We start from the raw sequence: 22203 nt of genomic DNA, 5'->3' as shown, positions 1-22203 counted from the left end.
CAGTTCTAAACTAAACATCTCTTTAATCAATACCATGCCGCACACTAAGATAAGCTCCCCTATTTTATATATAAATAAACATTTCTTTTTATTACAAATTTTTAGTTGCACAAAATTGGCAAATCTTTTCATAAACAAAAAAAGAGAAGGGATTCCCTTCTCTCTTTCCAATATTATTTTTCGTTAGTTGCCCATTTGTAAGAGAAGTCTCCACCAAATTTATGAGCGATAATACCTTTAACTGAGTCTTTTTGTAAGAAAGCACGTCCACGTTGATAGATTGGTGAGATACCAGCTTCGTCCATGATAACTTTCTCAGCTTGTACCAAGTTATCCCAACGTTTTTGAGGATCTGCTTCTTTTTTAGCATCATTTACTAATTGATCATACTTAGGGTTTTTGTAATCCATTTCATTGAATGCACTGTTTGATAAGAACATATCAATAAATGTCATTGGATCTGGATAATCCGGTCCCCATCCAGAGAATGAGAAGTCATATTCTAATTTTTTCTCTTGATCAAGTTTGATTTCAAATGGTTGTGGAGCAACAGTAATTTTTAAACCTGGAAGATTCTTAGTAAGTTCTCCAGCGATATATTCAGCAGCTTTCTTTCTAGTAGTATCATCATAAGAAAGCATTTTTAATTCAAAGCTATCTTTACCTAATTCTTTTTTCGCTTCAGCCCATAATTTTTGTGCTTCTTCTACATTGTATGGGTTGAAATCGCCATTGTGCTCACGGAAGTCTTTTCCGTCTGGACCTTTAACCCATTCAGAAGGAACAACCCAATAAGCAGGTTTAGAACCATCGTTTAAGATCGCAGTCGTAATCGCTTCTTTGTCATAAGCTAAGTCAAACGCTTTACGAACCTTTTCATTTTTGAATAGATCTAATTTTTGGTTGAAACGGAAGAATACTAAACGAGCATCTAATTGTGTTTGGTATTCTGCATCGTCTTTATACTTATCTACGAATTCTGAATCTAACATTACTTTATCGATATCGCCATTTTCGTATAAGTTTACAGCAGCAGACGTATCTTTAACGACATTGTATTTGATTTCAGATAATTTTACAGTATCTTTGTCCCAATAGTTATCGTTTTTAGTTAATGTAAAGCTTTCAGCATGCTTCCACTCACTTAATGTAAATGGTCCATCATATAATTGAGTATCAGCTTCTAAACCGTATTGATCACCTTGTGACTCAACGAAAGCTTGATTTTGCGGTAAGTAAGTACCGAATGTTGTTAACTGTAAGAAATAAGGTGTAGCTTGTTCTAATGTAACTTGTAAAGTTTTATCATCAATCGCTTTAACACCAAGTTGGTCTTTTGGTAGTTTACTATTGAAAATTTGTTCAGCATTTTTTACATAGTATAAAATGAATGAATACTCTGAAGCAGTTTTAGGGTCTACTGCACGTTGCCAAGAGTATACGAAATCATTAGCAGTTACAGGCTCACCATTAGACCATTTCGCATCACGTAAGTGGAAAGTATAAGTTAAACCATCATCACTGATTTCTGTTTCATCTTTTTTCGCGATTCCATCAACTACATCATCGCCTTCACCTAAACGAAGTAATCCTTCATTTACGTTATTTAATACTTCAAATGACATTGCATCAGTAGTTTTTGCAGAATCCATTGATGGAATCTCAGTAGTAGTAGTCAATCTAAGAGTTTGTTTTTTATTCTTTTCTGGTTTGTTTGATGTTGTTTCTGTGTCTTTGCCACAAGCTGCTAGCACTGTGCTTAGTACTAAAAGACTTGAAACTGTTGTCGCTAATCTACGCTTCATTCGAGCACCTCCATAGTTTAGTGATTATCCCCTTCTGTTTTTCTTATTTTTCTGAATAATCACTTATTACTTTTTCAATATACTACACATTTTTCTGAAAAAAAAGTATTTTTTTAATATTTATAATATTTTTTATTGAAAAATTGTGTTTTTTTAGTAAATTCAGCTTATTTTTCTAGTAATAAATCATAGTAAAATTTGCTTGTGCCATTATTCACATAATAATATTTATTATATATCTTAATACAATCTTAATAATCTTATAAATATTTCTAAAACGTGAACATATTATTTATAAGTTTCCATTCTTACTAATTTTTGGGGTATAATAGACTTTATTTTATTATTTTTTAATTCAATTTTAGGAAGTGAAATTATGATTAAACGAAGTATTCCAAACCTTTTTACGCTTGGTAATTTGTATTGTGGATTCCTTTCGATTGGTTTTGCTGCAGATGGTCAAGTGAGAAATGCAGCAATTCTAATTTTAATCGGAATGATGCTTGATAGTATGGATGGCCGTTTAGCTAGGGTTTTAGGTGTACAAACACAACTAGGAAAGGAGCTTGATTCTTTAGCTGATATCGTAACCTTTGGTGCTGCCCCATCTTATTTAGTTTATTGCACTCAATTTTCAAATGAGGGCTTACTAGGGCTTGCGATTGCAGGTTTATTCCCATTATTTGGAGCTTATCGATTAGCACGATTTAACGTGACACCAATCGCTACATCGTTAAAATATTTTACTGGTGTTCCCATTACGGCTGCTGGTGGATTAGTTGCATTTCTAACATTATTTGGTGATCGAATTCCTCAAATTGTCATGATCACAATATTTATTGCATTAGCCTTTTTAATGGTTAGTAAACTAAAAATTCCTAGTTTTAAAGATATTCCAATTCCAAAATATGGTACACTTGTTACATTATTTTTAGGTTATGCTCTTTATCTTGTATGGCATGCAAAAAAAGAAGAATGGCCATTTTTCATATACATTGCTATTCCTTTGTACATATTTTTTATATTTTTCCAGTTTATTAAAAGTAAAAAGAAACATTCTGGAAAACCAAATCAAAAACCTCGAAGATTTCGTTTAAAACGTAAATCGTAATCAAAAGTATGTTTATCCGTATGATACGAATAAACATACTTTTTTCATTATCAATTCATTTCTAAAAATATAAGGAATTTCTTGCAAAATTATTTCCGCTGTTTTATAATAACAAAGTATTAAATCGTACCTATTACGTTTTACAATTGTTTAACTTCTACATAAACCGATTATCTCACCTAGGTTTCTAAGAAGTTATTATTTTTTTGAACCGTAAAAAGGAATGATTACGTATTAAAAAATGGATTTTTTTCCATTTATTTCGTTTAATTTTTATAGTCATGACAAATTACTAAATAGAGTTCTTACATAGGGAGAGATAAAATTGAAATTTACTAAATTAGCAATGATCACAATGCTCTTATCGGGTGCCATTCTATCGGGTTGTGAGCAAAAAAATACTGCAAATAATGAAAATAAAAATCATCTTACTATTTATACAACCATATTCCCCTTATTGGATTTTGCGAAAAAAATAGGTGGAAAATATGTTGATGTTACTTCCATATACCCTGCAGGCGTCGACACTCATGATTTTGAACCTACATCTAAACAAATTGTAAAGATTGCAAATGCTGACCTGTTTATATATAACGGTGCTGGTATGGAACCTTTTGCAGAAAAAATAGATGAAACTTTAAAAAATAATGATGTTGCCATTTTGGAAGCTTCTAAAAATATCGAGTACATTCACGCTAATGAAGAAGAGCACAGTGATGAACATGATCACGAAGGTGAACATCATGATGTGGACCCACATGTTTGGTTGGATCCTACTCTTGCAAAGATTGAAGCAGAAAATATTAAAAATGAATTAACGAAGCTAATGCCGAAAAACAAGCAATATTTTGAAGATAACTTCAACAAAATTGAAGGTCAATTCGATCAAATTGATAACGAATTAAAAAGTTTGATAGTTCACTCTGAGCGTAAGGATATTGTCGTATCTCATGCTGCTTATGGATATTGGGAAAACCGTTACGGAATCGAACAAATTCCAATTACTGGCCTTTCACCTTCTCAAGAACCTTCACAAAAAGAATTAAAAAAAGTTGTTGATTTTACAAGAGAACACAAAGTGAAGTATATACTGTTTGAAACATTTGCTACTCCAAAGGTTGCTTCAGTCGTTAAAGATGAAACAAATGCAGAAATTTTAAGATTGCATCACTTAGCTACTGTATCAGAAGAAGATTTGAAAAATAATAAAGATTATTTTGATTTAATGAAAGAAAATATTCAAATTTTAGATAAGACTTTAAATAATAAATAAAAGGACCCTTTTGGGTCCTTTCAGTTTTATCCAGCTTTATATTCATCCGTTAAAAGATCTGGTCTTTTTTTCATTTCCTTAAACATCACCTCGAACAAATATGCCCCAGTTAATGCTAATAGCGCAATCATAATAAATGTTAATTTATAGCCAATTAATCCTGCTAAAGGAATTGTCAAAGGCGCTATTGTTCTACCAACTGACCATCTTAGACCCGCTGCCGCAAAATATTGCGCTCTTTGGTTTTCAGGTGCTATTTTCGCAATAAATGCATTTTGAATTCCAACTACTAAAATCTCTCCTAATGTAAAGATTGCCATTGCAATAAATATGACATAAGCAGACAATGTGAAACCAAATAATAGCATAGAGAATGCATAGCAAATAGATGAAATTAAAAATAACATTCTTTCGTTAAATTTGTTAGTGAACTTAGTGATGATTACCGTAAATAAAGCAACGATTAGCCCATTTTCGGCGATTGTCCAACTAAATAACGTTTCACTATTTGTTTTTAGTATAAAATCCCCTAAGGTAAATAAAGTTTGAACTGGAATCGATTCTTTTATATAAACCGCCAATAATAAATCTAATTGGGTAAAAGTTTGAGAGATTAATATACCTGCAGCAACAAATAAAAAGAAAACTTTATCGGTAAAAATAACGCGATAATTTTTAATTTGTTTCACGACTACTTTCGAAACACTTTCTTCCTTCTCTCTATTTTCATCTACTGGTAAAGATTCCTTTATTAAAAAGGTAATCATAAGAGCAACCATTAGGAAAATAATAGAAGATGCAGTAAATAACTCAAATCTAGCTGTAAAGAATAATAAACCACCAATAATAGGACCAATTACGACATTTATATTAATCATCGTATAAAATACTGCGAAAACTAGATTTCTTTCATCCTTATCTTTAACTGTATCTGCAACCATTGCCGAACTTGCAGGCATATATAGCATTTGTGTAATACTGATAATGGCAAATCCAATAAATGTAAGCCATGGTGATTCTAAAATTTCTGAATTTGCAATTGTTAATAAGACCATTCCACCTGCTTGAATATAAGATGAAATGACCATCATACGTTTTCTACCGTACGTATCAGCCAAATAGCCACCAATCAGATTTGCAAAAACACCAACAGCTTGTGAACACATTAATAGTACTCCTGCTGTCACTTTTCCTAATTCTACTGAAAAGTAAATCGATAAAAACGGTAAATACATCCAGAAAAATAAGCCAAAGAAAAATTCAGCGACAAGTCGAACTTTCATATTGAAATTCCATTTAAGAATATTCATAGTAACCCGTCCCCCTTCTAACTTACTCACTTTAACACATTATAAAAAACTGGTAAATTGTAATATTCGATTTTCATTTTAAAACAACTCATTCTTTTCCATTGGCATCATTCATAAAGATAAATTACTAGAGCATGTCTAATTTAATAAAATGAAACATACAATTTAGTACTACTTTTAGGAGGACTTCCTATGAAACTCAATATGAATAAAGAGGTTCGTAATATTGCATTTACATATGTTGGGACTGTGATTGGAGCAGGATTTGCAACAGGAAAAGAGATCGTAGAGTTCTTTTCAATAAATGGGGTTTATGGGGCATTTGGTATACTTTTTGCCACTATTTTATTTTGTTGGTTTGGAACAAAAATTATGGAGATTGCACATACATATAAATTAAAGTCAGCTCAGCAATTTAATGTATTACTTTTCGGTGAACTTGGTGGAAATATCATCAATGGACTTTTGTTTTTTGTCTTATTAGGGGTAACAAGTGTCATGCTATCGGGGGCTGGTGCAGTATTCAAAAATTACTTGCACTTTAATTCCTTTATTGGTTCAATTCTATTTATCTTCCTTACTTTTATGGTTTTAAGGAAAGGAACAAGTGGGTTATTTAGTTTAAACAACACTGTTGTACCAATCATGTGTGCTTTTATCGTTGCAGTTTTTATTAATTCCTATTTACCTTTTTCCTTAAGTGACTTTAACGTAAACAATATGATGCCATCTTTAAATGGTCTTAATTTATCTGTTTTTACAAAACCAATAACATATGTATGCTTAAATATGGCATTAGCCCAAGCTGTACTAGTACCGATCGGATCTGAATGTAAAGATAAATCTTCTATTATTAATGGTGGAATATTAGGAGGTCTAATATTAGGAATTATCCTCTTATTGATTCATTTAAACGTATCGAAAGTAGTTAATTTCCATCAATATGAAATTCCTATGGTTGAAGTGATTAAACAAATCCATCCTGTATTTTATTACTTTTTTTTAATGGTGATTTTAGCAGAGATCTTTACAACTTTAGTTGGGAATGTGTATGGAATGTCGAGACAAATTAGTTCGATCATCCGATTAAATAACGATTTAGTCGTCATTTTACTACTAATCTGCTGTCTATTCATTAGTGTAATTGGGTATGGCCCGTTATTAACATTCCTCTATCCTTTAATAGGATGGATTAGCTTTTTTATCATATTGACTTTATTGAAACCGAAAAAGTCTTCTTAGTCACAGTCATCGCACACTTCATAATATAAGCCAAATTCAATATGTAAACTTGGTTTCCATTCTATTTTAAACATTCTACTTTGCCATCTTTCAATAACGAATTGAATTGAACATTCATCTTCATCATTAATCAGAACCATTTGATGTACTTGTAAGCTTTTAACTGAAAAACGGTTTATATTCTCTACAAACCAATCAATTGTTAATTCATCATATTCATTTAGAATAAATTTTATATACGTACTTGGTTGATTCTCCAAGTCAGATTCACTAAATATACCTTCATCAGTTACGATGATAGAGTATTCATCTTTATCATTTTTGTGTAATTTTAGTTGAAATGTATTTTCTAAAAAACAAATCATGATCTCACCTTCTACGTTAGTATTTGTTGATAGTTTAACATGAGGATGGGTATTGGATAAAGGAATAAGGGGTACAGTACAGTTTGAATGCGAAATTATTTATCAAAACCAAAATAGGGTAACTCATCATACAGTTGTATTTTGAGTACCCTATTTCTTATTTATTCTTTATATTGACTATTTTTGTAGATAATTAAAATATTGTAGTATTCAATTCAAGTTTCGTTATTCATTTTTCGATGATGTATGAACAAAGATAATTTTTCCTTCTTCAGAGAATTTTAAAGATGCGTCAAATTGATTTCCATCTTTTACAAAACCTTGAATGACATCTGTAGGCTCCTTTGATAGTAATTGCTTAATAATTGATTTCGTGATATTTTTCCCTAATATTTTCTTTGAAATTGTAACTGTACATTTGTTTTTTTGGTAATTGTCACAGCCGTAAAAAGTACCTTTATCTACTAATTTCCCATCACATTTAATACATTTTCCTACACTAGTAGATTTTTTCTTACTACCAAATTTAGAACTCTTCATTTCATCAACACGATAATCTGAAAAATTCCATTGAGATTCATTTTGAAACGCATCATGAATTATTTTTTCTGTTAATTTTTTTGCTTGATCCATAAAATCAAGGCTACTTGCTTTACCATCACCAATTTCGCTTAATCTTTGCTCCCACTTAGCAGTCATTTCAGGAGAAGTTAAAATATTTTCACCGAGTGCGTATATAATTAACTTTCCTTTGTCAGTTGCAAATACTTGATTTTTCTTAACATCTATATACTTTCTATTTTTTAAAGTTCCAATAATCCCCGCTCTTGTTGCTTCAGTACCAAGACCTTCTGTTTTATTTAGGATTTTCGTTAACTCTGGGTTTTCAATATGTTTACCGGCTGATTTCATTAGTGTAATCAATTGTCCTTCAGTATATCTTTTTGGAGGTTGTGTTTTCTTTTCCTTCACTTCTACTTTCTTTACAATTCCTTGATCCCCAGTTGAAACAATTGGAAGATTTTGTTCGTCTGTATTTTTTTCTTTTGATTTTTCGAAAATTACTTTTCTCCAGCCTTCTTGAATCAAGGTTTTTCCTTTAGAAACAAAGCTAGCACGCTGATCTACAATTGTATGAATAGTCGTGTAATCAAAGATTGCACTTTCATAATGAGCACTAATTAATCGATTGACTATTAATTCATATATTTTTTGTTCTTCATCATTTAATTTATTCATAGAAGGTACTTGCTCAGTTGGTATAATTGCATAATGGTCTGTAACTTTCTTTTCGTTTACATAACGACTATTATTTAGAATCGAAGGATTCGGTAACGGAAAAAAACCTTGAAACTGCTCAATATTTTGTATTTTTTTAAGAATATCAGGCAGCATCAATGCCTCTTCTTTCGTAATAAAACTTGAATCCGACCTTGGGTATGAAATAATCCCTTTAACATAAAGTTTTTGCGCTATTTCTAACGTTTTCTGTGGTGAAAATTTAAATTTAGCATTTGCGTCAGCTTGTAAAGAAGATAAATTGTATAAAAAGGGCGGATGAAATTCTTTTCTTTCCTGCTCAATGTCAGTTATATTGGCTTCTTTTTCAGCACAAAACGTTGCAATTTTTTCTGCTAATTCTTTTGTTTTAATTTTCGAGTCTTGATCCTTATGCCATTTACCAAAAAATTTATCTTTACCAAATTGAAATGTCGCAAATACTTCCCAAAATGGTTCTGATTGGAATTTTTCGATTTCAAGTTCTCTTTTTACAATCAACGCTAAAGTAGGTGTTTGTACTCTGCCAAGTGAAAATACATCTTGTATCCCTTTCTTTTGAAGATGCAGTGAATATACACGTGAGGCATTCATACCTACAAGCCAATCCGCACAAGCACGACTATATGCCTCAAAGAAAAGATTTTTTGTCTCACCTTCATCTAGTAATTGACTAAATCCCTTTTTTACAGCATTTTCGGTTAAGGAAGAAATCCAAAGTCTTTTCATTGGTTTTTTATTACCTGCAAGATTTAATATTAATCGGACAATATGCTCACCTTCACGCTCACAGTCACCTGCAAGTATGATTTCATTTACTTCTTCTGTATGGACCAAATTCTTAATGATAGAAAATTGATCATATTTTCCTTTTGTTACTTTATGCTGAAATCGATTCGGTATAATTGGTAGAGTCGTAAGTGACCACTTTTTCCATTTTTCATCATATTCTTCTGGAGATAATAGCTCACATAAGTGACCGATCGCCCAAGTTAAGTACGCCCCCCTAGGGAAGAACTCATTTGGTTGTATGATTAAATAGCCCTTTTTCTTTTGAAATTGAAATGGTGCCGCAAGTTTTAATCCTTGGTCAGGCTTCTCCGCTATAATTAATTTCATGTTAATCCTCACATTTAAACAGTTTTATCTATCTTTTGATATCATCACACTATTATATAACGTATTAATCACATGGAAAATAAAAAAAGTGAATGTAGTTTCCAATGAGGACATTAGATTGGGATTTAATAATCATTTGATTTCCCAAATTAAGAAGTGGAAATACAATGAATTGTATCGTAATTTTTCCCGTAAAATCATTGGTTATTTATCATTATCACCCTCCCCGAATACAGTGCAAAAACATCACATGCACCATTTTTTTCACAAATAAAATTTATAGCAAAATAATGTATAATGTAAGTAAATTAAGTCGTTAAGCGCTTACTTGACTTCTATTTCTAATAGTTGTATATTAATTGCAACATTTATTAAGTCATAATAAACTAAATAAATGCAAATTTTTACGCGCTTTCATGTGCAATGTTTTAGGAGGAAAAGAAGTATGCAAGGTAAAGTAAAATGGTTTAACAATGAAAAAGGTTTTGGCTTTATCGAAGTTGAAGGTGGAGACGATGTATTCGTACATTTCTCAGCTATCCAAAACGATGGATTCAAATCTTTAGACGAAGGCCAAGAAGTTTCTTTTGACATCGTTGAAGGTAACCGCGGACCTCAAGCTGCTAACGTAGTAAAGATCTAATAAAACTTTGACTACATAAAGGACTGTTTTTAACAGTCCTTTTTTTATTGTTCTAAACTTCCTAAAAATTCTACTTCATATATAAATGAATCTTTTATGATTTGGGAATAATACGAAGTGAAATAAGGAGGTATTTATATGTCAGATTTTAATAATTTTGAACAAGTTGAAATGAAAGTTAAAGCAGCACAAAAATTGGTTGGATATGCAACAATGAGCATGGACCAACAACAATTAACAGACGCTACTGATGCAATTACCCAAGCTAGAAGTCAACTTGAGAAAATGAAATCTCTTGCAACTGATTTAGATGAAGAATTTTTAGCAAGACAAGAAGAAGAATTAACACAAGTTGAGCAACAACTTAGAGAAGCACAAATTTTTTAATGAAATACAAAAAAGAAGGTACTTTTTAGTACCTTCTTTTTATGTTAGTTGTTTGCCTATATTTTTAATTTTTTCTCCAACCGTACAATTTTGTATACAAAAGGATTGAGCAAATTTTTGGCTATGTTCTTTTCGGAATGTTTTATACACAAAACATCCCTCACAATAATTTTTTAATAATGTATCTATTTCCTCTAATATTAATTTTCGTTCCATTTATCTCACCTCTTCAAGTGACTTCAATCGTACTTTCTATTTTATTCCCTTTTAAGGCACTAGTTGCAAGGTTATGAGCTTCTTTATTATCGTTTCTTTTTAACAGTTCAAACTGTAAAGTTAGTTTATTCTGTTTACATTTTTTTTCAATTCGATTAATAAATCTCTCATGCTGTTCTTCATAACAAGGCCAGTCACCGCTAATTTGATTCATAACTACTTGTGAATCCCCTTTTACAGAGATCGTTTGTCCTGTAATATTCATTTCTTCTAATAAGAATATTGCATTTTCTAATGCTGCAAATTCAGCTTCATTGTTCGTTGATAATCCTGATAATTTTTCATTAAATCGTTTCCGAAACTTCTTCCCATTTTGTTGAAAATACACGCTGACGCCAATTCCCGAGATTCCTGATTGAATATCAATTCCTCCATCAAAATAAACGATGATATCATGTGGTTCGTCTTCTAATTCTTTTAAGTATTTTATAACCTGTTTTTTCGTCCATTGCGAATCAAATTGATCTAAAAAAATAATTTCCTTCGTTCGACCAGTACTTTCGAAGTCTTCTGCCAATAAAAGTGCCTCTTTTATTTCTAACCAGTCCGTGTCTAATGTAATTTGGTATTTTTTTTTCGTTATATACTTCCAAATAATCTTAAGCTTCATAATACTCACCTTTCCTAGAGAGTCTATATTCATTATTACTTCTCTAAAACGACCGATTTTATATATATTTATCAAAAATGTATTGTAAATATTAGATAATTTGTACTATCTTTTTTTCTTCATTCGTTTTAAGTTTTCATTTTTTTGAATATATACTAAAATGATGATATAAAACTTCGGAGGTTAACTATGATTGAAGTCTATATTGACGGTGCTTCCAAAGGAAATCCTGGTCCATCTGGTGCAGGCGTTTTCATTAAAGGGATAAAAGAACCTGTCTTTTTAAGTATTCCATTAGAATCAATGTCAAATCATGAAGCAGAGTTCCATGCTTTACTGATTGCACTTGAATATTGTGTTAAAAATGATTTATCAATGGTTTCTTTTCGAACTGACTCTAAAATTGTTGAACAGAGTATTGATAAGGAATATTCGAAAAATGAAATATTTATTCCCTTATTAGAAAAATCACTTCTACTCATTAATCAACTCGATCTGTTCTTCATTAAATGGATTCCATCAAGCTTAAATAAAGTTGCTGATGAACTTGCTCGTAAAGCCATTAAATAAAAAGGGATGTTTTTTATGAAAAATAAAATGATTGCTTTTACCTCATTATTAATTGTTTCCTTCTTTTGGGGCTCTTCCTTTTTTATTGTCAAAGAATCACTTACTATTGTACAACCATTTACATTTAATGCAATCCGTTTTATCGTTGCTGCAATTGTTCTATTTTTTGTTCAAACCTTATCAGAAAGAAAAAGAGACAAAAGATTTCATGAAAAAGCAGGCTATGTGTTTCCAGGCATATTAATTGGATTATTTTTATTCTTAGGTTATGTTTTTCAAACTTATGGTTTACAACATACAACAATCTCAAACGCAGGATTTATCGTTGGGATCAGTGTTGTAGTCGTACCACTTCTTCTATTTTTTAAGTATAATAAAAAACCAACAATGCCCGAAACAATTAGTGCAGTTATTGCCTTATGTGGGTTACTCTTAATTACGATTTCAAATACTTCTTCTCATTTTAATTTTGGTGATTTTATAACGTTCTTTAGCGCTATTGCATTTGCACTTCATATTATTTATTCTACAATTTATGCTCCAAGTTATAATTCACTAAAATTAACAACAATTCAAATTGCGTTCGTAGGGCTTGCATCTTGGACATTTGCTTTAGTATTTGAAGATTGGCAGGTTATTTTTAACCAAGCGTTATGGACTAATAAATTCTTTATTTTCTCAATCCTGTTTACAGCATTGTTTTGTACAGCACTTGCCTTTTTCATTCAAATGTTTGCTCAGAGAACAATCAGTGCTACAGAAGTTGGTATAATACTCGCAACTGAACCCGTTTTTGCTGCTATTGCTGGATATTATTATGGTGGCGAGAGACTGACAGAAATTGGCTTAATTGGTTCTGTCCTCATTTTAGCTTCAATCATATTAACACAACTAAAATTAAAAAAACATAAACAAGAACAATATAAAGATGAAAAAACCATTCACAAAATGTGAATGGTTTTTTTCCCGCAAATGCCGTTATTCCTTTTATGTCTAAGTAAACCGAAACTCTAAGGTGGATGTCCTCACAAGTAACGTTCATCCTCCTAAAATAGGCACGATGTTGTTACTTAAATATCGGTCTTCCTGTCTACTCTCATTGGTTTAAGACATAAACTGACAACGCACACAGCAGGGTTTTTAATTAATTTGTATCCTTATTCTATACTATACTTTATTATTTTGCAACTTATAAATCGACCTTATTCACGACATTTTTTTCGTATGAAATCCAATCACTAAAACTGCCTGCATAGAGCTTTACATTTGGATATTCAGCTTCTACTAAACCTAAATAATTTACGCAGCCAGTAACTCCAGAGCCACAATAAACAATTGATTGTTTGTCTTTTGAAAACTGTTTAAATAAAATTTGTAACTCTTCTTTTGACTTGATTCGTCCATTTTCATTTAAAACATCTTTCCAAAATGAATGCTTCGCACCTGGAATATGTCCTGCAATACGATCAATTGGTTCAACTTCCCCTTTATAGCGAATATATTCTCTAGAATCGATTAAGTGTACGTTATCATTAAATTGCTTTTCTTTCACATCAGCTATAAAACTAAGCATTTGATCATTTATATTTGCTTCAAACTTTTTTGAAGTGACATAGTCGATTTTGTCTGTTACATCAAAACCATTTTCAATCCATTCTTTATATCCACCATTTAATACGAATGTAAATTGATGCCCAACAAGGCGACATAAAAACCAACATCTAGCTGCATTTTCTAAAAAACCATCATCATAACAAATAACAATTGTATTTTGATCTATACCTACTCTACCTAATAAGTTACTAAAGTCATTTACATCAGGTAATGGATGTCTCCCACCATGTTTTTGGACTTCACTTGATAAATCATTTTTCAAATCAACAAATCTAGCATGTGGAATATGATTTTTCACATATGCATTGTAGCCATAGCTTGAGTCAGCTAATTGAAATCGACAATCTAAAAAAACAACATTTGGATGGTTAAGTAATGTATTTGCCAGATTTGAATCAATAATATATTTCAATGTTTTATGGCCACCTTTATTTAGATTAGATTTTTAAACAATTTTAAAACATCATCTTGGACGATATTTTCATCTAAGTTATTTGTAGCTTCAATAGATTGTTCAATATCATTTTCAACTTGTTGCCCATATTTATTAAATAAAATTGTAATTGTATCAATAAATTGGCTTTGATAATGACTGATAAAGATTTGTTCCATGCTTGTTAAATAAGACTTTAATGGTGTTTTTAATTGTGAAATACACTCATCAATCATTTTTTCTTTCATATTTTCAACAAAAAAGCTCTTTGGATTTTTATAGTAAGACTTTAAATTTTCAAAGCTATTTACATTAAAGAATTGATCTGGCTTATCGAGCTGAATCGTTTCTAATTCAGGCACCTCAGTTTTTTGTACAATGAATTCTGTCTGAACTGAATGGATTTCTTCAATTAAACGATTTTGAATCAAATTGATTTCATTCATTAAGAATTTCTCTAAACGATAACCTGTAATTCTCAATTCTTTCATAATTTCTTCTAAAACTTCATAGATGAATTCACGAATTTTTGTAATAACTAGTTGTTTACTATTTTTCGTTGAATGATTAAATAAACTTGGATTAAAGAAGTATGGGAATAGATCTCTCATACGATATTCAATACGTTTTTCTATGAAAAATAGTAATTGTTCATTCTCCTTCTCAAAAGATCTTGGTAATGAAGTAGGAAGTGTGTTTTTAGTAATTGATTGCACTTGATTACGAATTGTATTAAGTTCTGATAAAAATTGTTCCTTTTCAACTTTTATTCTTTCAATACGTTTGATTGTATCAATGAGAATTTTCTCAATAACTAACATATCATTCATAAAAGTTTTAAACACTTCATTCGCTATTTCGTATTGGAAATAGTTTTGAATTTTATTATTTAATTTAGTGTAATTGGCTTCAAGATCCAAACCGATTGGTGAAGTATTGTAGCCTTTAATTTGAAGCATACTTGATACTGCAAAAACAGAAGGGAAACGAACCCCTAGCTTTGTTAACTGATTGATAAAGAAGTTTTGCACGATTGTTATTTCATCTGCATCCTTCGCTAAATCAGATGCATTCAATACAAAATATACTTTATCGCTATCAAAGCTTTCTCTCATACGTCCAATTTGCATTAAGAATGATTCGTCTTGTCGTGTAAACGCATGTTGGTAATGTGCCACATATAAAATTAAATCAGCTTTTTTCAAGTAATCAAAAGCAAGCTCCGTATGACGTGAATGGATACTGTTTCCACCAGGTGTATCAACTAATACAACTCCATTTAGTGTCAATTCACAATCATAATAAACTGTACTCTCTTTTACAAAACAAGCTCTAACTTCTTCACTAATTACTCGAACGTAATCATCTAATTGGTAGTTCTGAGTTGTGCCTAATAAATGACTCATTTCCTCATAGTTTTGACAAACACTTTCTGCATAGATTAGTGCATCTGTTGGAACTTTTTCTTTCTGCTTTGTTATGACACTTTTTAGCGTTTGAATCCATTCTTTACCATTACTGTCAATTCCCCATTTTTTGAAAAAATCAAGAAACTCTTCCTGTAATGTTTCAAATGATTTATAAGTAACTTCTGCGGTTTTATTAGCAGAATCTACTGTTGACTTTTTTATTTTACATATTGCTGCTGTTGTTGGATGTGGTGAAACCGGTAGTACTCTATTTCCCAATAAAGTATTAATATACGACGTTTTACCAGAGCTAAATGCCCCAAATAATGCAATTGTATATTCATTTGATTTAATTTGGTTTCTTTTTTCAATTAATACATCAATTTTACTTTTAATATATTTATTTTCAGCTAGCTTATTAAGTAAAAGATCAGCAATTTCATACTTCGACTGAATTTCTTCATTTGAATATTTAACTGCATCTATTTGATGTGTAACAGATCTATCTTCATTTTCCAATTCGAGTTGAATGTCATCTTTTAATATATCTTTTTTAATTAATTCACTTACAGACATTCTAATTGGTAAAATATTTGATACATTACTTGGTTGTACTTGATTCTGTTCAAGTATATTTTTAACTTCAACAATAGATTGAATGAGTTGATGATTTTTCAAATCAATTGCTTCTAATTCACTTACTTTTTGACCCATCTCATCTTTCTTACTGTTTAGATCCTTTAAACGTTTCTCGCTTTGTCTAGATAGTTCAATTAATACTGACTGAATAAACTCATTAATGGCTTTACGATAGACCGCTTTAATTCCGTCACTGACTTCCTTCGTGTATTGTAATAAGTAGTTACCACTATTATTAATTAATTGTGTGGGTTTTGGACATAGCGTCAATTCACTAAGTTTTGGCTCTAGTATATGTTCATGTTGACTCAGATCAATGTGTATCTCTTCAATACGATTTACTGCAGATTTAGCCGCTTCTTTAATAAAATATTCAATTTGTTTTTCTGTAAGCTCTTTCACTTTACTCATAAATAATTGTTTTGCATTTTCAGAAGCAATTTCAAGTTTTCTTCGCGATTGGAAAAATCCTTTATTTAGCAAAGCAATTTCTGATTCAAGGTAGATTGAAGCTAAATCCCTCATTTCAAAGGGCGTGATATTGGAATTCGTTAATACTTGTAGAGTTGATTGTGAACAATCTTCTTCAAATTGAACTTTTACATTGTTTAATACAGATATTTCAGTTAATATCTCATTGTAATCTGCCTTATACTGTGGAAAATTTTCATCCAATTCGATTTGTTCATTTTCAAGATGCAGCATTTGTTCTTTCATAATCGTTTCAAAACTAGAAGAATCATGCTCAATTTGCATTGTTTCTTGTTGATCATATAAATTGTTCAGAAATCCAATAAAAGATTTATATTCATTATTTTGTACTGACTTGTCTCTAGTCGATAAATAAAAAATTGTTAATTTCTCTAATCCTTGTTTCTTTAAATTGCTAATAACGCCATCCTTAAATGCATCAAACGTTAATTCAGTTTCATCATGCTTATCAATACAAGTGATGACTAAACAAACTCGATCATTCTTTTCAATTAATGAATGAATAAAATCAATATTTGTTTTTGAATGGACGTGCTGATAATCCATTAAATAAAAAATACAATCTGCTAAATGTATGACTGAATTAGTTGCTTCCAAATGGTCCACATCTGTAGAATCAATTCCTGGTGTATCAATCAATACAACCCCTTCAGGAATCTTAAATGATTCTTGGCTCCATTCTAATTCAATAATTGAAGAACTATCTTTAGCAAGCTTCTTTAAATCTTCAACTTCGATTTCATCTTCAATTTGATACATGTCACCATTTTTTAACGTAATTAATAAATCATTCTGTCCGTTTTTTAATTTTACGACATTTGCACTTGTTGGAATTGGGCTTGTAGGAAGCTTTTCAACTTGTAATAAATCATTTAACAATGAAGATTTACCAGCAGAAAAATGTCCACAAAAAACATAATAACTTTCTTTATTTTGTATTTTGTAAGCTAACTTTTTTAATTGGAATAATTCCTTCGAATTTTCTTGTTTCGTTAATAATTCGATTCCTGAAGAAACCTTATTTAATAAATCCCCTCTGTTAACCTTAGTGTTTTGCAACGTGATTTCCCCATTTCATATCAAACTCAAATAAACCCTAAAATTATTTTATCCGTATATATATTAATTGGGAAGAAGAATGTATAGGCTATTTCATTAAAAATAAAAAAACTAGGTAACATCACCTAGTTTTGAACTTGTTTTAGCACATATTTAGTTAATCCAAAGTATAAAAGAATAGTTGCAGACACAAATCCAATAACCATTGACGTCCATCACCTTTCGAAGTTGATAATGATTTTCATTCTATATTAATAATATCAAATATATGATTGATGTCAATGGTTTATTCAAGTGAATGTAAGAGTGCTTTATTTTCTTCCTTTATTCTTACTTTTAAAAGTATGAAATTACAAATTGAAAAAATCACCGCCGTTATATAGGCACGAAAAAGTAAAGGTATGATGATCAATTCCATTGTGACAATCAGATAATTCGGATGCTTAATATATTTATATAAACCCTTTTTCACTAATTTTTCTGTTGGTAATACAATAATCTTTGTATTCCAGCGTTCGCCTAATGTAGAAATGACCCAAACTCTTGCTAGCTGAAGAATAATGAAAATAATGAATATAGACTGAAAGAATCCAAACTCAATAAATGTAAGAAAATAATTCTCAATTAAAATCGAGATGAAAAATGTGCTATGTAAAATAATAAAATATTTATAATGCTCTTTTCCAAATTCAATTGCACCACGTTTTTTTAATTTCTTTTCATTCCTTTTGGCGATAAAAACCTCTGCTAATCTTTGAAAAATAATAAACAGGAATAATATCTTTAACATTAGCATTCAACCCATTTTAAAAGTGATAGTTCTGAGCTAAATCCAGGTCCTAATGCACACAATAGACCGTATTCGTTTTTCTTACCTATTTTCATAAATTCCTTTAAAACAAATAAAACCGTACATGAAGACATATTTCCATAATTTCTTAGTATATCCAGAGAAATCCTTGTCTTTGTTTCATTAATTTCTAGCGATTCAATGTAGGCATCCAAAACTTTTTTTCCTCCTGGATGGGCAATAAAATGTGATACATCATTCAGTAATATATTATTTACACTTAAAAAATTTGAAACTACAGGCTCCAACCAATTTTTTATGATTGATGGAATATCTCTTGAAAAAATAACAAATAGACCTGAATTACGTACATCCCATCCCATGACATCTAATGAATTTGGCATAAGAGTTGAATGTGTTTGCTTAATATATGGAAGTGCAACGTGAATGGTTCTTTCCTTTAGTTTGCTTTCATCACCAATTACTAATACAGCTGCAGCGCCATCCGCAAAAAGTGAGGTTCCAATAATATTACTCTTGGATAAATCCTCTTTTTGGAATGTTAAACTACAAAGTTCAACAGTGATTAGTAAAATATTAGACTCAGGATGGGCTTTACAATAATCAAAGGCACGTGCAACGCCACTTGCTCCACCAGCACATCCCAATCCCCAAATTGGTATTCTCTTAATCGTTGATTTGAATGGTAAGATATTCGCAATATGTGCATCTATTGTAGGTGTAGAAATTCCAGTCGAAGAAACAAAAATGATTCCGTCAATTTCATCAAATGAAATCTCAGAAGATAAAAACTCTTTATTGACCACACAATCCTTTATAGCTTCTAATGAAAGTTGAATTGCTGTCTCAACATAAGTTCGGTTCTTTTCTTCAAAACTGTGAGTCTCGCTATACCATGATAATTCTCTAGAAAGATATCTCGACTGAATTTCTCCATTTTGAAATACTGAGAGTAACCTGTCGATTGATGGGTATTTGCTTACAAATAGTTCTCTAACAAAAGGGACAATGTTTTCTTGGTTTATTTTATGTTTAGGAACAGCAGTACCAACAGATAAGATCAAAGGCATAATTTACCATCCTTTCTACCTCATACTTTTTGTAAATTGAGGGAATTTTATGCAAAAAAAAACAATTCAACGATTCATTCATCTAAATGAACGAATACCATTGAATTGTCTAAACGTTTTAAAGGAGTATTTATTTCTTTGTTGTGCAAATTTAGTATAACTGATTTGACCGCTTCAATCAGTGGTCAATTATTTCCATTTTAAATATTGTCTATGATGATCAAGATATTTACTCGCTAAATAAATATTCATTTACATCATCATTTTAGATTGTTTTTATGAGAATCATGTCTCTGATCCAACATTCTGCTCAGAAAAAGAAATTCCATATAAATTTGCGTATTTGTTTTCAAGGTATTCAATATAATATTGAACATTTAATTCTTCACCGGTTACATCTATTAATAGTTCCTGAGGGCTTTTTGTTGCTCCGTATTGATGGATATTAATTTTTAACCAATTAAGTATTGAATGAAAATCATTAGATTCGATTAATTCATTTACATTTATTAAATCTTTTTCCATAGTAGATTTAATTTGTGCCGCATACATTGCACCTAGCGCATAAGTTGGAAAATATCCAAATAGCCCCATAGACCAATGAACGTCTTGTAAAACTCCTTCACGATTTGTAGGCGGTATGATGCCTAGATATTCTTCCATTTTTTTATTCCAAATTGCCGGTAAATCCTTCACTTGGATTACTCCATCTAATAAGTCCTTTTCAATTTCATAACGAAGCATAATATGAAGTGGATATGTTATTTCATCGGCTTCTATTCGAATATATGATGGTTTGCTATGATTAATTGCTTTGTAGAAATCCTCTAGACTTACATCATCTAACACACCATTTAGTTGCTTTGTAAGCTTGGCATAATTAGCCTTCCAAAATTCCAGGCTTTGACCAATCATCTTTTCAAATAAAAGTGATTGGGATTCATGAATCCCAAGCGATGCACCTTGAGCAATCGGTAATCCTTCTAAGCTTTTAGAAATGTTTTGCTCATACAATGCATGACCACATTCATGAATCGTACTAAATAGAGCTTTTGCAAAATAATCTTCATGATATGTAGTCGTTACCCTCACATCACCTAAGTTAATATTTGTAGCAAATGGATGTGAAGTTTCATCTAAGCGACCTGAGTTAAAATCGTAACCAAGCGTCGTTAAAAAATCTTCGCAAATTTCTCTTTGCTTTAGTTTTGATACATTCGCTTTCATTTCTTCTCTTTCAAAATTTTTCCCACTATTAGAAATCGCTTTTACAATAGGGACTAACTTTTCACGTACAACAGCAAATACTTCATCCAGTTTTGCTACTGTCATACCTTGTTCATATTGTTTTAAATATGTATCATATCTTGAATCACCATATCCTAAATACTCTACAAATTTTCGTTTATATTCGATTATTTCTGTTAAGTAAGGTTCAAATTTGGAAAAATTATTTTCAGATTTGGCTTCTGCCCATACGCTCTCAGCTTCTGCCTGGCATTTTACATATGCTTCATATTCATCTACAGGTATTTTGGTATTATGATCAAATTCTCTTCTTAGGAACTCAACTGTCTTCTCAACTTCTAATGAACACTTTCCAGCTTGAATCGCTTCCTCTAGTGTAATTAAATAGTGTTCCATTTCCTTTGATGTACTCATTTTAAAAACATCTGATGATAATTGACTAATAACATTTGAACGCTGATTAACGGCATTTCTAGGTGCACCGGTTCTTAGATCCCAATAAAGAACACTAATAGCTTCTTGAATGTTTAATAATTTCTTAACATATGCCAAAAACGAAGCCTCATACTCTTTCAAACTCATTAAAACACCCACCTTTACATTTTCAAATAATTCAGTCAAATAAATAGTAACACAAAAACGATTTCTCAGATTGAAAAATTATCGACAAAACATATTTAAGAATGTGCTAATGAAAGACAACTTTAGGATACTCCCTTTACGTGCGGCGTGAGCTGAGCCTCCCATCCACACAGTGTGGTTCATGCATGTGCGTTATTACAGGATGTTGCAGTTTCTCATGTGCCTACCCTTCTTGCACACAGATGTCTCAACCTTCGTGCAAATCACACAGGTGCCACCTACATTCAGGTTGAAAAGTATAAAAAAGGTTTTCTGGATACGCGTTTTATTTCTAGAACATACTACAACCTATAATCTATAAAAAAACTTTATTACTATGAAAGTCCCCTCCATACTCTTCGTCACATCCGAAAATGTAACAAAATATTCTAACTCGAATATTCCTTGACGGGAATATTCTTTATGAGGTATATTCTAATTATGAATTCGACTTTGATCGCACTAGCAGAACCTAACAGATTACAGATTGTTGAACTATTACGTGACGGACCACTTTCAGTTGGAGAGATAGCTGAAAAGTTGGATCTAAAGCAACCTCAAGTTTCTAAACATCTCCGTGTTCTTAGTGAAGCTGGTCTTGTAGAGGTTCAACCAATTGCCAATCGAAGAATTTATAAACTTAGACCTCAACCACTTAAAGAGATGGATTCGTGGATTGAATCCTTTCGTCACGTATGGGAAGAAAAGTTGGATCGATTGGATGATTATTTAAAAAAGTTACAAGGTAAATAACGTAATTTATTTGCAGCAATTATGATTCTAGTTTTTATACTCAAATTTATTAGAAAGGAATTCTA

General features: G+C 31.0%; 19 protein-coding genes and 1 other RNA gene. 8 read left to right on the top strand and 12 right to left on the bottom strand.

Annotation, left to right across the window (positions count from 1 at the left end; translation table 11 throughout):
• Positions 1-173: 173 nt before the first annotated feature.
• On the bottom strand, positions 174-1805 hold the full coding sequence (locus tag ACX6U0_RS16525) for a peptide ABC transporter substrate-binding protein (RefSeq protein WP_464960974.1): 1632 nt from the start codon (positions 1803-1805) through the stop codon (positions 174-176).
• A 376-nt stretch (positions 1806-2181) separates the two neighbouring features.
• Between ACX6U0_RS16525 and pssA the strand changes: the two genes are divergently transcribed.
• Together pssA and ACX6U0_RS16515 are read left to right on the top strand one after the other, a co-directional pair.
• A complete protein-coding gene (gene pssA / locus ACX6U0_RS16520; RefSeq protein WP_464960973.1) occupies positions 2182-2916 on the top strand; it encodes a CDP-diacylglycerol--serine O-phosphatidyltransferase in 735 nt (244 codons plus the stop codon).
• Positions 2917-3262: 346 nt separating this feature from the next.
• Entirely contained in the window at positions 3263-4189 is a 927-nt protein-coding gene (locus ACX6U0_RS16515; RefSeq protein ID WP_464961031.1) for a metal ABC transporter substrate-binding protein, read from the top strand.
• A gap of 26 nt (positions 4190-4215) precedes the next feature.
• Here ACX6U0_RS16515 and ACX6U0_RS16510 read toward each other — a convergent pair whose 3' ends face one another.
• Positions 4216-5499 (bottom strand): MDR family MFS transporter, encoded by a 1284-nt coding sequence (locus tag ACX6U0_RS16510; RefSeq protein WP_464960972.1) that lies wholly within the window; start codon positions 5497-5499, stop codon positions 4216-4218.
• 192 nt (positions 5500-5691) lie between these two features.
• Here ACX6U0_RS16510 and ACX6U0_RS16505 point away from each other — a divergent pair, with 192 nt between their 5' ends.
• Positions 5692-6741, top strand: a complete 1050-nt coding sequence (locus ACX6U0_RS16505) for a YkvI family membrane protein (protein WP_464960971.1) — start codon at positions 5692-5694, stop codon at positions 6739-6741.
• Here ACX6U0_RS16505 and ACX6U0_RS16500 read toward each other — a convergent pair.
• The gene (locus ACX6U0_RS16500; protein WP_464960970.1) at positions 6738-7106 is read right to left on the bottom strand and encodes a DUF3979 family protein; all 369 of its coding nucleotides are present in this window, start codon (positions 7104-7106) and stop codon (positions 6738-6740) included. The two genes, ACX6U0_RS16505 and ACX6U0_RS16500, sit on opposite strands and share 4 nt — an antisense overlap.
• A 225-nt stretch (positions 7107-7331) precedes the next feature.
• Entirely contained in the window at positions 7332-9503 is a 2172-nt protein-coding gene (locus ACX6U0_RS16495; RefSeq protein ID WP_464960969.1) for a DNA topoisomerase III, read from the bottom strand.
• Positions 9504-9948: 445 nt separating this feature from the next.
• On the opposite strand from ACX6U0_RS16495, the gene cspD reads away from it, so the two are divergent.
• Together cspD and ACX6U0_RS16485 are read left to right on the top strand one after the other, a co-directional pair.
• A complete protein-coding gene (gene cspD / locus ACX6U0_RS16490; RefSeq protein WP_087999471.1) occupies positions 9949-10146 on the top strand; it encodes a cold-shock protein CspD in 198 nt (65 codons plus the stop codon).
• A 138-nt stretch (positions 10147-10284) separates the two neighbouring features.
• Positions 10285-10533 carry a DUF2564 family protein gene (locus ACX6U0_RS16485; RefSeq protein ID WP_464960968.1) on the top strand — a complete coding sequence of 83 codons (249 nt, stop codon included), beginning with the start codon at positions 10285-10287 and terminating at the stop codon, positions 10531-10533.
• Between the two features lie 39 nt (positions 10534-10572).
• On the opposite strand, the gene ACX6U0_RS16480 is transcribed toward ACX6U0_RS16485, so the two are convergent.
• Complete coding sequence (locus ACX6U0_RS16480) at positions 10573-10749, bottom strand: zinc-finger domain-containing protein (protein ID WP_107901645.1); 177 nt, start codon at positions 10747-10749, stop codon at positions 10573-10575.
• A 13-nt stretch (positions 10750-10762) separates the two neighbouring features.
• A complete protein-coding gene (locus ACX6U0_RS16475) occupies positions 10763-11419 on the bottom strand; it encodes a reverse transcriptase-like protein (RefSeq protein ID WP_464960967.1) in 657 nt (218 codons plus the stop codon).
• A 189-nt stretch (positions 11420-11608) separates the two neighbouring features.
• Between ACX6U0_RS16475 and ACX6U0_RS16470 the strand changes: the two genes are divergently transcribed.
• A complete protein-coding gene (locus tag ACX6U0_RS16470; protein ID WP_464960966.1) occupies positions 11609-11989 on the top strand; it encodes a reverse transcriptase-like protein in 381 nt (126 codons plus the stop codon).
• Between the two features lie 15 nt (positions 11990-12004).
• Positions 12005-12943: a DMT family transporter gene (locus ACX6U0_RS16465; RefSeq protein ID WP_464960965.1), complete on the top strand. Its 939-nt coding sequence runs from the start codon at positions 12005-12007 to the stop codon at positions 12941-12943.
• Between the two features lie 5 nt (positions 12944-12948).
• Here ACX6U0_RS16465 and ssrS read toward each other — a convergent pair.
• The 6 genes from ssrS to ACX6U0_RS16435 form a co-directional block, all read right to left on the bottom strand.
• Positions 12949-13130, bottom strand: a non-coding RNA gene (gene ssrS, locus ACX6U0_RS16460) — 6S RNA.
• A 48-nt stretch (positions 13131-13178) separates the two neighbouring features.
• Entirely contained in the window at positions 13179-14015 is an 837-nt protein-coding gene (locus ACX6U0_RS16455; protein WP_464960964.1) for a sulfurtransferase, read from the bottom strand.
• A gap of 20 nt (positions 14016-14035) precedes the next feature.
• A complete protein-coding gene (locus ACX6U0_RS16450; protein WP_464960963.1) occupies positions 14036-17635 on the bottom strand; it encodes a dynamin family protein in 3600 nt (1199 codons plus the stop codon).
• 286 nt (positions 17636-17921) lie between these two features.
• Positions 17922-18425: an isoprenylcysteine carboxyl methyltransferase family protein gene (locus tag ACX6U0_RS16445; protein WP_464960962.1), complete on the bottom strand. Its 504-nt coding sequence runs from the start codon at positions 18423-18425 to the stop codon at positions 17922-17924.
• Positions 18425-19516: a type III polyketide synthase gene (locus tag ACX6U0_RS16440; protein WP_464960961.1), complete on the bottom strand. Its 1092-nt coding sequence runs from the start codon at positions 19514-19516 to the stop codon at positions 18425-18427. Before ACX6U0_RS16440 ends, ACX6U0_RS16445 begins: the two co-directional genes overlap by 1 nt.
• Before the next feature lie 285 nt (positions 19517-19801).
• Positions 19802-21346 carry a carboxypeptidase M32 gene (locus ACX6U0_RS16435; RefSeq protein ID WP_464960960.1) on the bottom strand — a complete coding sequence of 515 codons (1545 nt, stop codon included), beginning with the start codon at positions 21344-21346 and terminating at the stop codon, positions 19802-19804.
• A 480-nt stretch (positions 21347-21826) separates the two neighbouring features.
• Here ACX6U0_RS16435 and ACX6U0_RS16430 point away from each other — a divergent pair, with 480 nt between their 5' ends.
• Positions 21827-22138 carry an ArsR/SmtB family transcription factor gene (locus ACX6U0_RS16430; protein ID WP_087999461.1) on the top strand — a complete coding sequence of 104 codons (312 nt, stop codon included), beginning with the start codon at positions 21827-21829 and terminating at the stop codon, positions 22136-22138.
• Positions 22139-22203: the final 65 nt, after the last annotated feature.

It is taken from the genome of Gottfriedia sp. ABJ_BB2_2, from assembly GCF_055484705.1.
Note: the sequence above shows the minus strand (reverse complement) of the source record. Positions and strands in the feature narration are given on the sequence as shown.

Coding starts and splice junctions, on each gene's coding strand:
- ACX6U0_RS16525 (WP_464960974.1), bottom strand. CDS start 1,805: ATGAAGCGTAGATTAGCGACAACAGTTTCAAGTCTTTTAGTACTAAGC.
- pssA (WP_464960973.1), top strand. CDS start 2,182: ATGATTAAACGAAGTATTCCAAACCTTTTTACGCTTGGTAATTTGTAT.
- ACX6U0_RS16515 (WP_464961031.1), top strand. CDS start 3,263: ATGATCACAATGCTCTTATCGGGTGCCATTCTATCGGGTTGTGAGCAA.
- ACX6U0_RS16510 (WP_464960972.1), bottom strand. CDS start 5,499: ATGAATATTCTTAAATGGAATTTCAATATGAAAGTTCGACTTGTCGCT.
- ACX6U0_RS16505 (WP_464960971.1), top strand. CDS start 5,692: ATGAAACTCAATATGAATAAAGAGGTTCGTAATATTGCATTTACATAT.
- ACX6U0_RS16500 (WP_464960970.1), bottom strand. CDS start 7,106: ATGATTTGTTTTTTAGAAAATACATTTCAACTAAAATTACACAAAAAT.
- ACX6U0_RS16495 (WP_464960969.1), bottom strand. CDS start 9,503: ATGAAATTAATTATAGCGGAGAAGCCTGACCAAGGATTAAAACTTGCG.
- cspD (WP_087999471.1), top strand. CDS start 9,949: ATGCAAGGTAAAGTAAAATGGTTTAACAATGAAAAAGGTTTTGGCTTT.
- ACX6U0_RS16485 (WP_464960968.1), top strand. CDS start 10,285: ATGTCAGATTTTAATAATTTTGAACAAGTTGAAATGAAAGTTAAAGCA.
- ACX6U0_RS16480 (WP_107901645.1), bottom strand. CDS start 10,749: ATGGAACGAAAATTAATATTAGAGGAAATAGATACATTATTAAAAAAT.
- ACX6U0_RS16475 (WP_464960967.1), bottom strand. CDS start 11,419: ATGAAGCTTAAGATTATTTGGAAGTATATAACGAAAAAAAAATACCAA.
- ACX6U0_RS16470 (WP_464960966.1), top strand. CDS start 11,609: ATGATTGAAGTCTATATTGACGGTGCTTCCAAAGGAAATCCTGGTCCA.
- ACX6U0_RS16465 (WP_464960965.1), top strand. CDS start 12,005: ATGAAAAATAAAATGATTGCTTTTACCTCATTATTAATTGTTTCCTTC.
- ACX6U0_RS16445 (WP_464960962.1), bottom strand. CDS start 18,425: ATGTTAAAGATATTATTCCTGTTTATTATTTTTCAAAGATTAGCAGAG.
- ACX6U0_RS16440 (WP_464960961.1), bottom strand. CDS start 19,516: ATGCCTTTGATCTTATCTGTTGGTACTGCTGTTCCTAAACATAAAATA.
- ACX6U0_RS16435 (WP_464960960.1), bottom strand. CDS start 21,346: ATGAGTTTGAAAGAGTATGAGGCTTCGTTTTTGGCATATGTTAAGAAA.
- ACX6U0_RS16430 (WP_087999461.1), top strand. CDS start 21,827: ATGAATTCGACTTTGATCGCACTAGCAGAACCTAACAGATTACAGATT.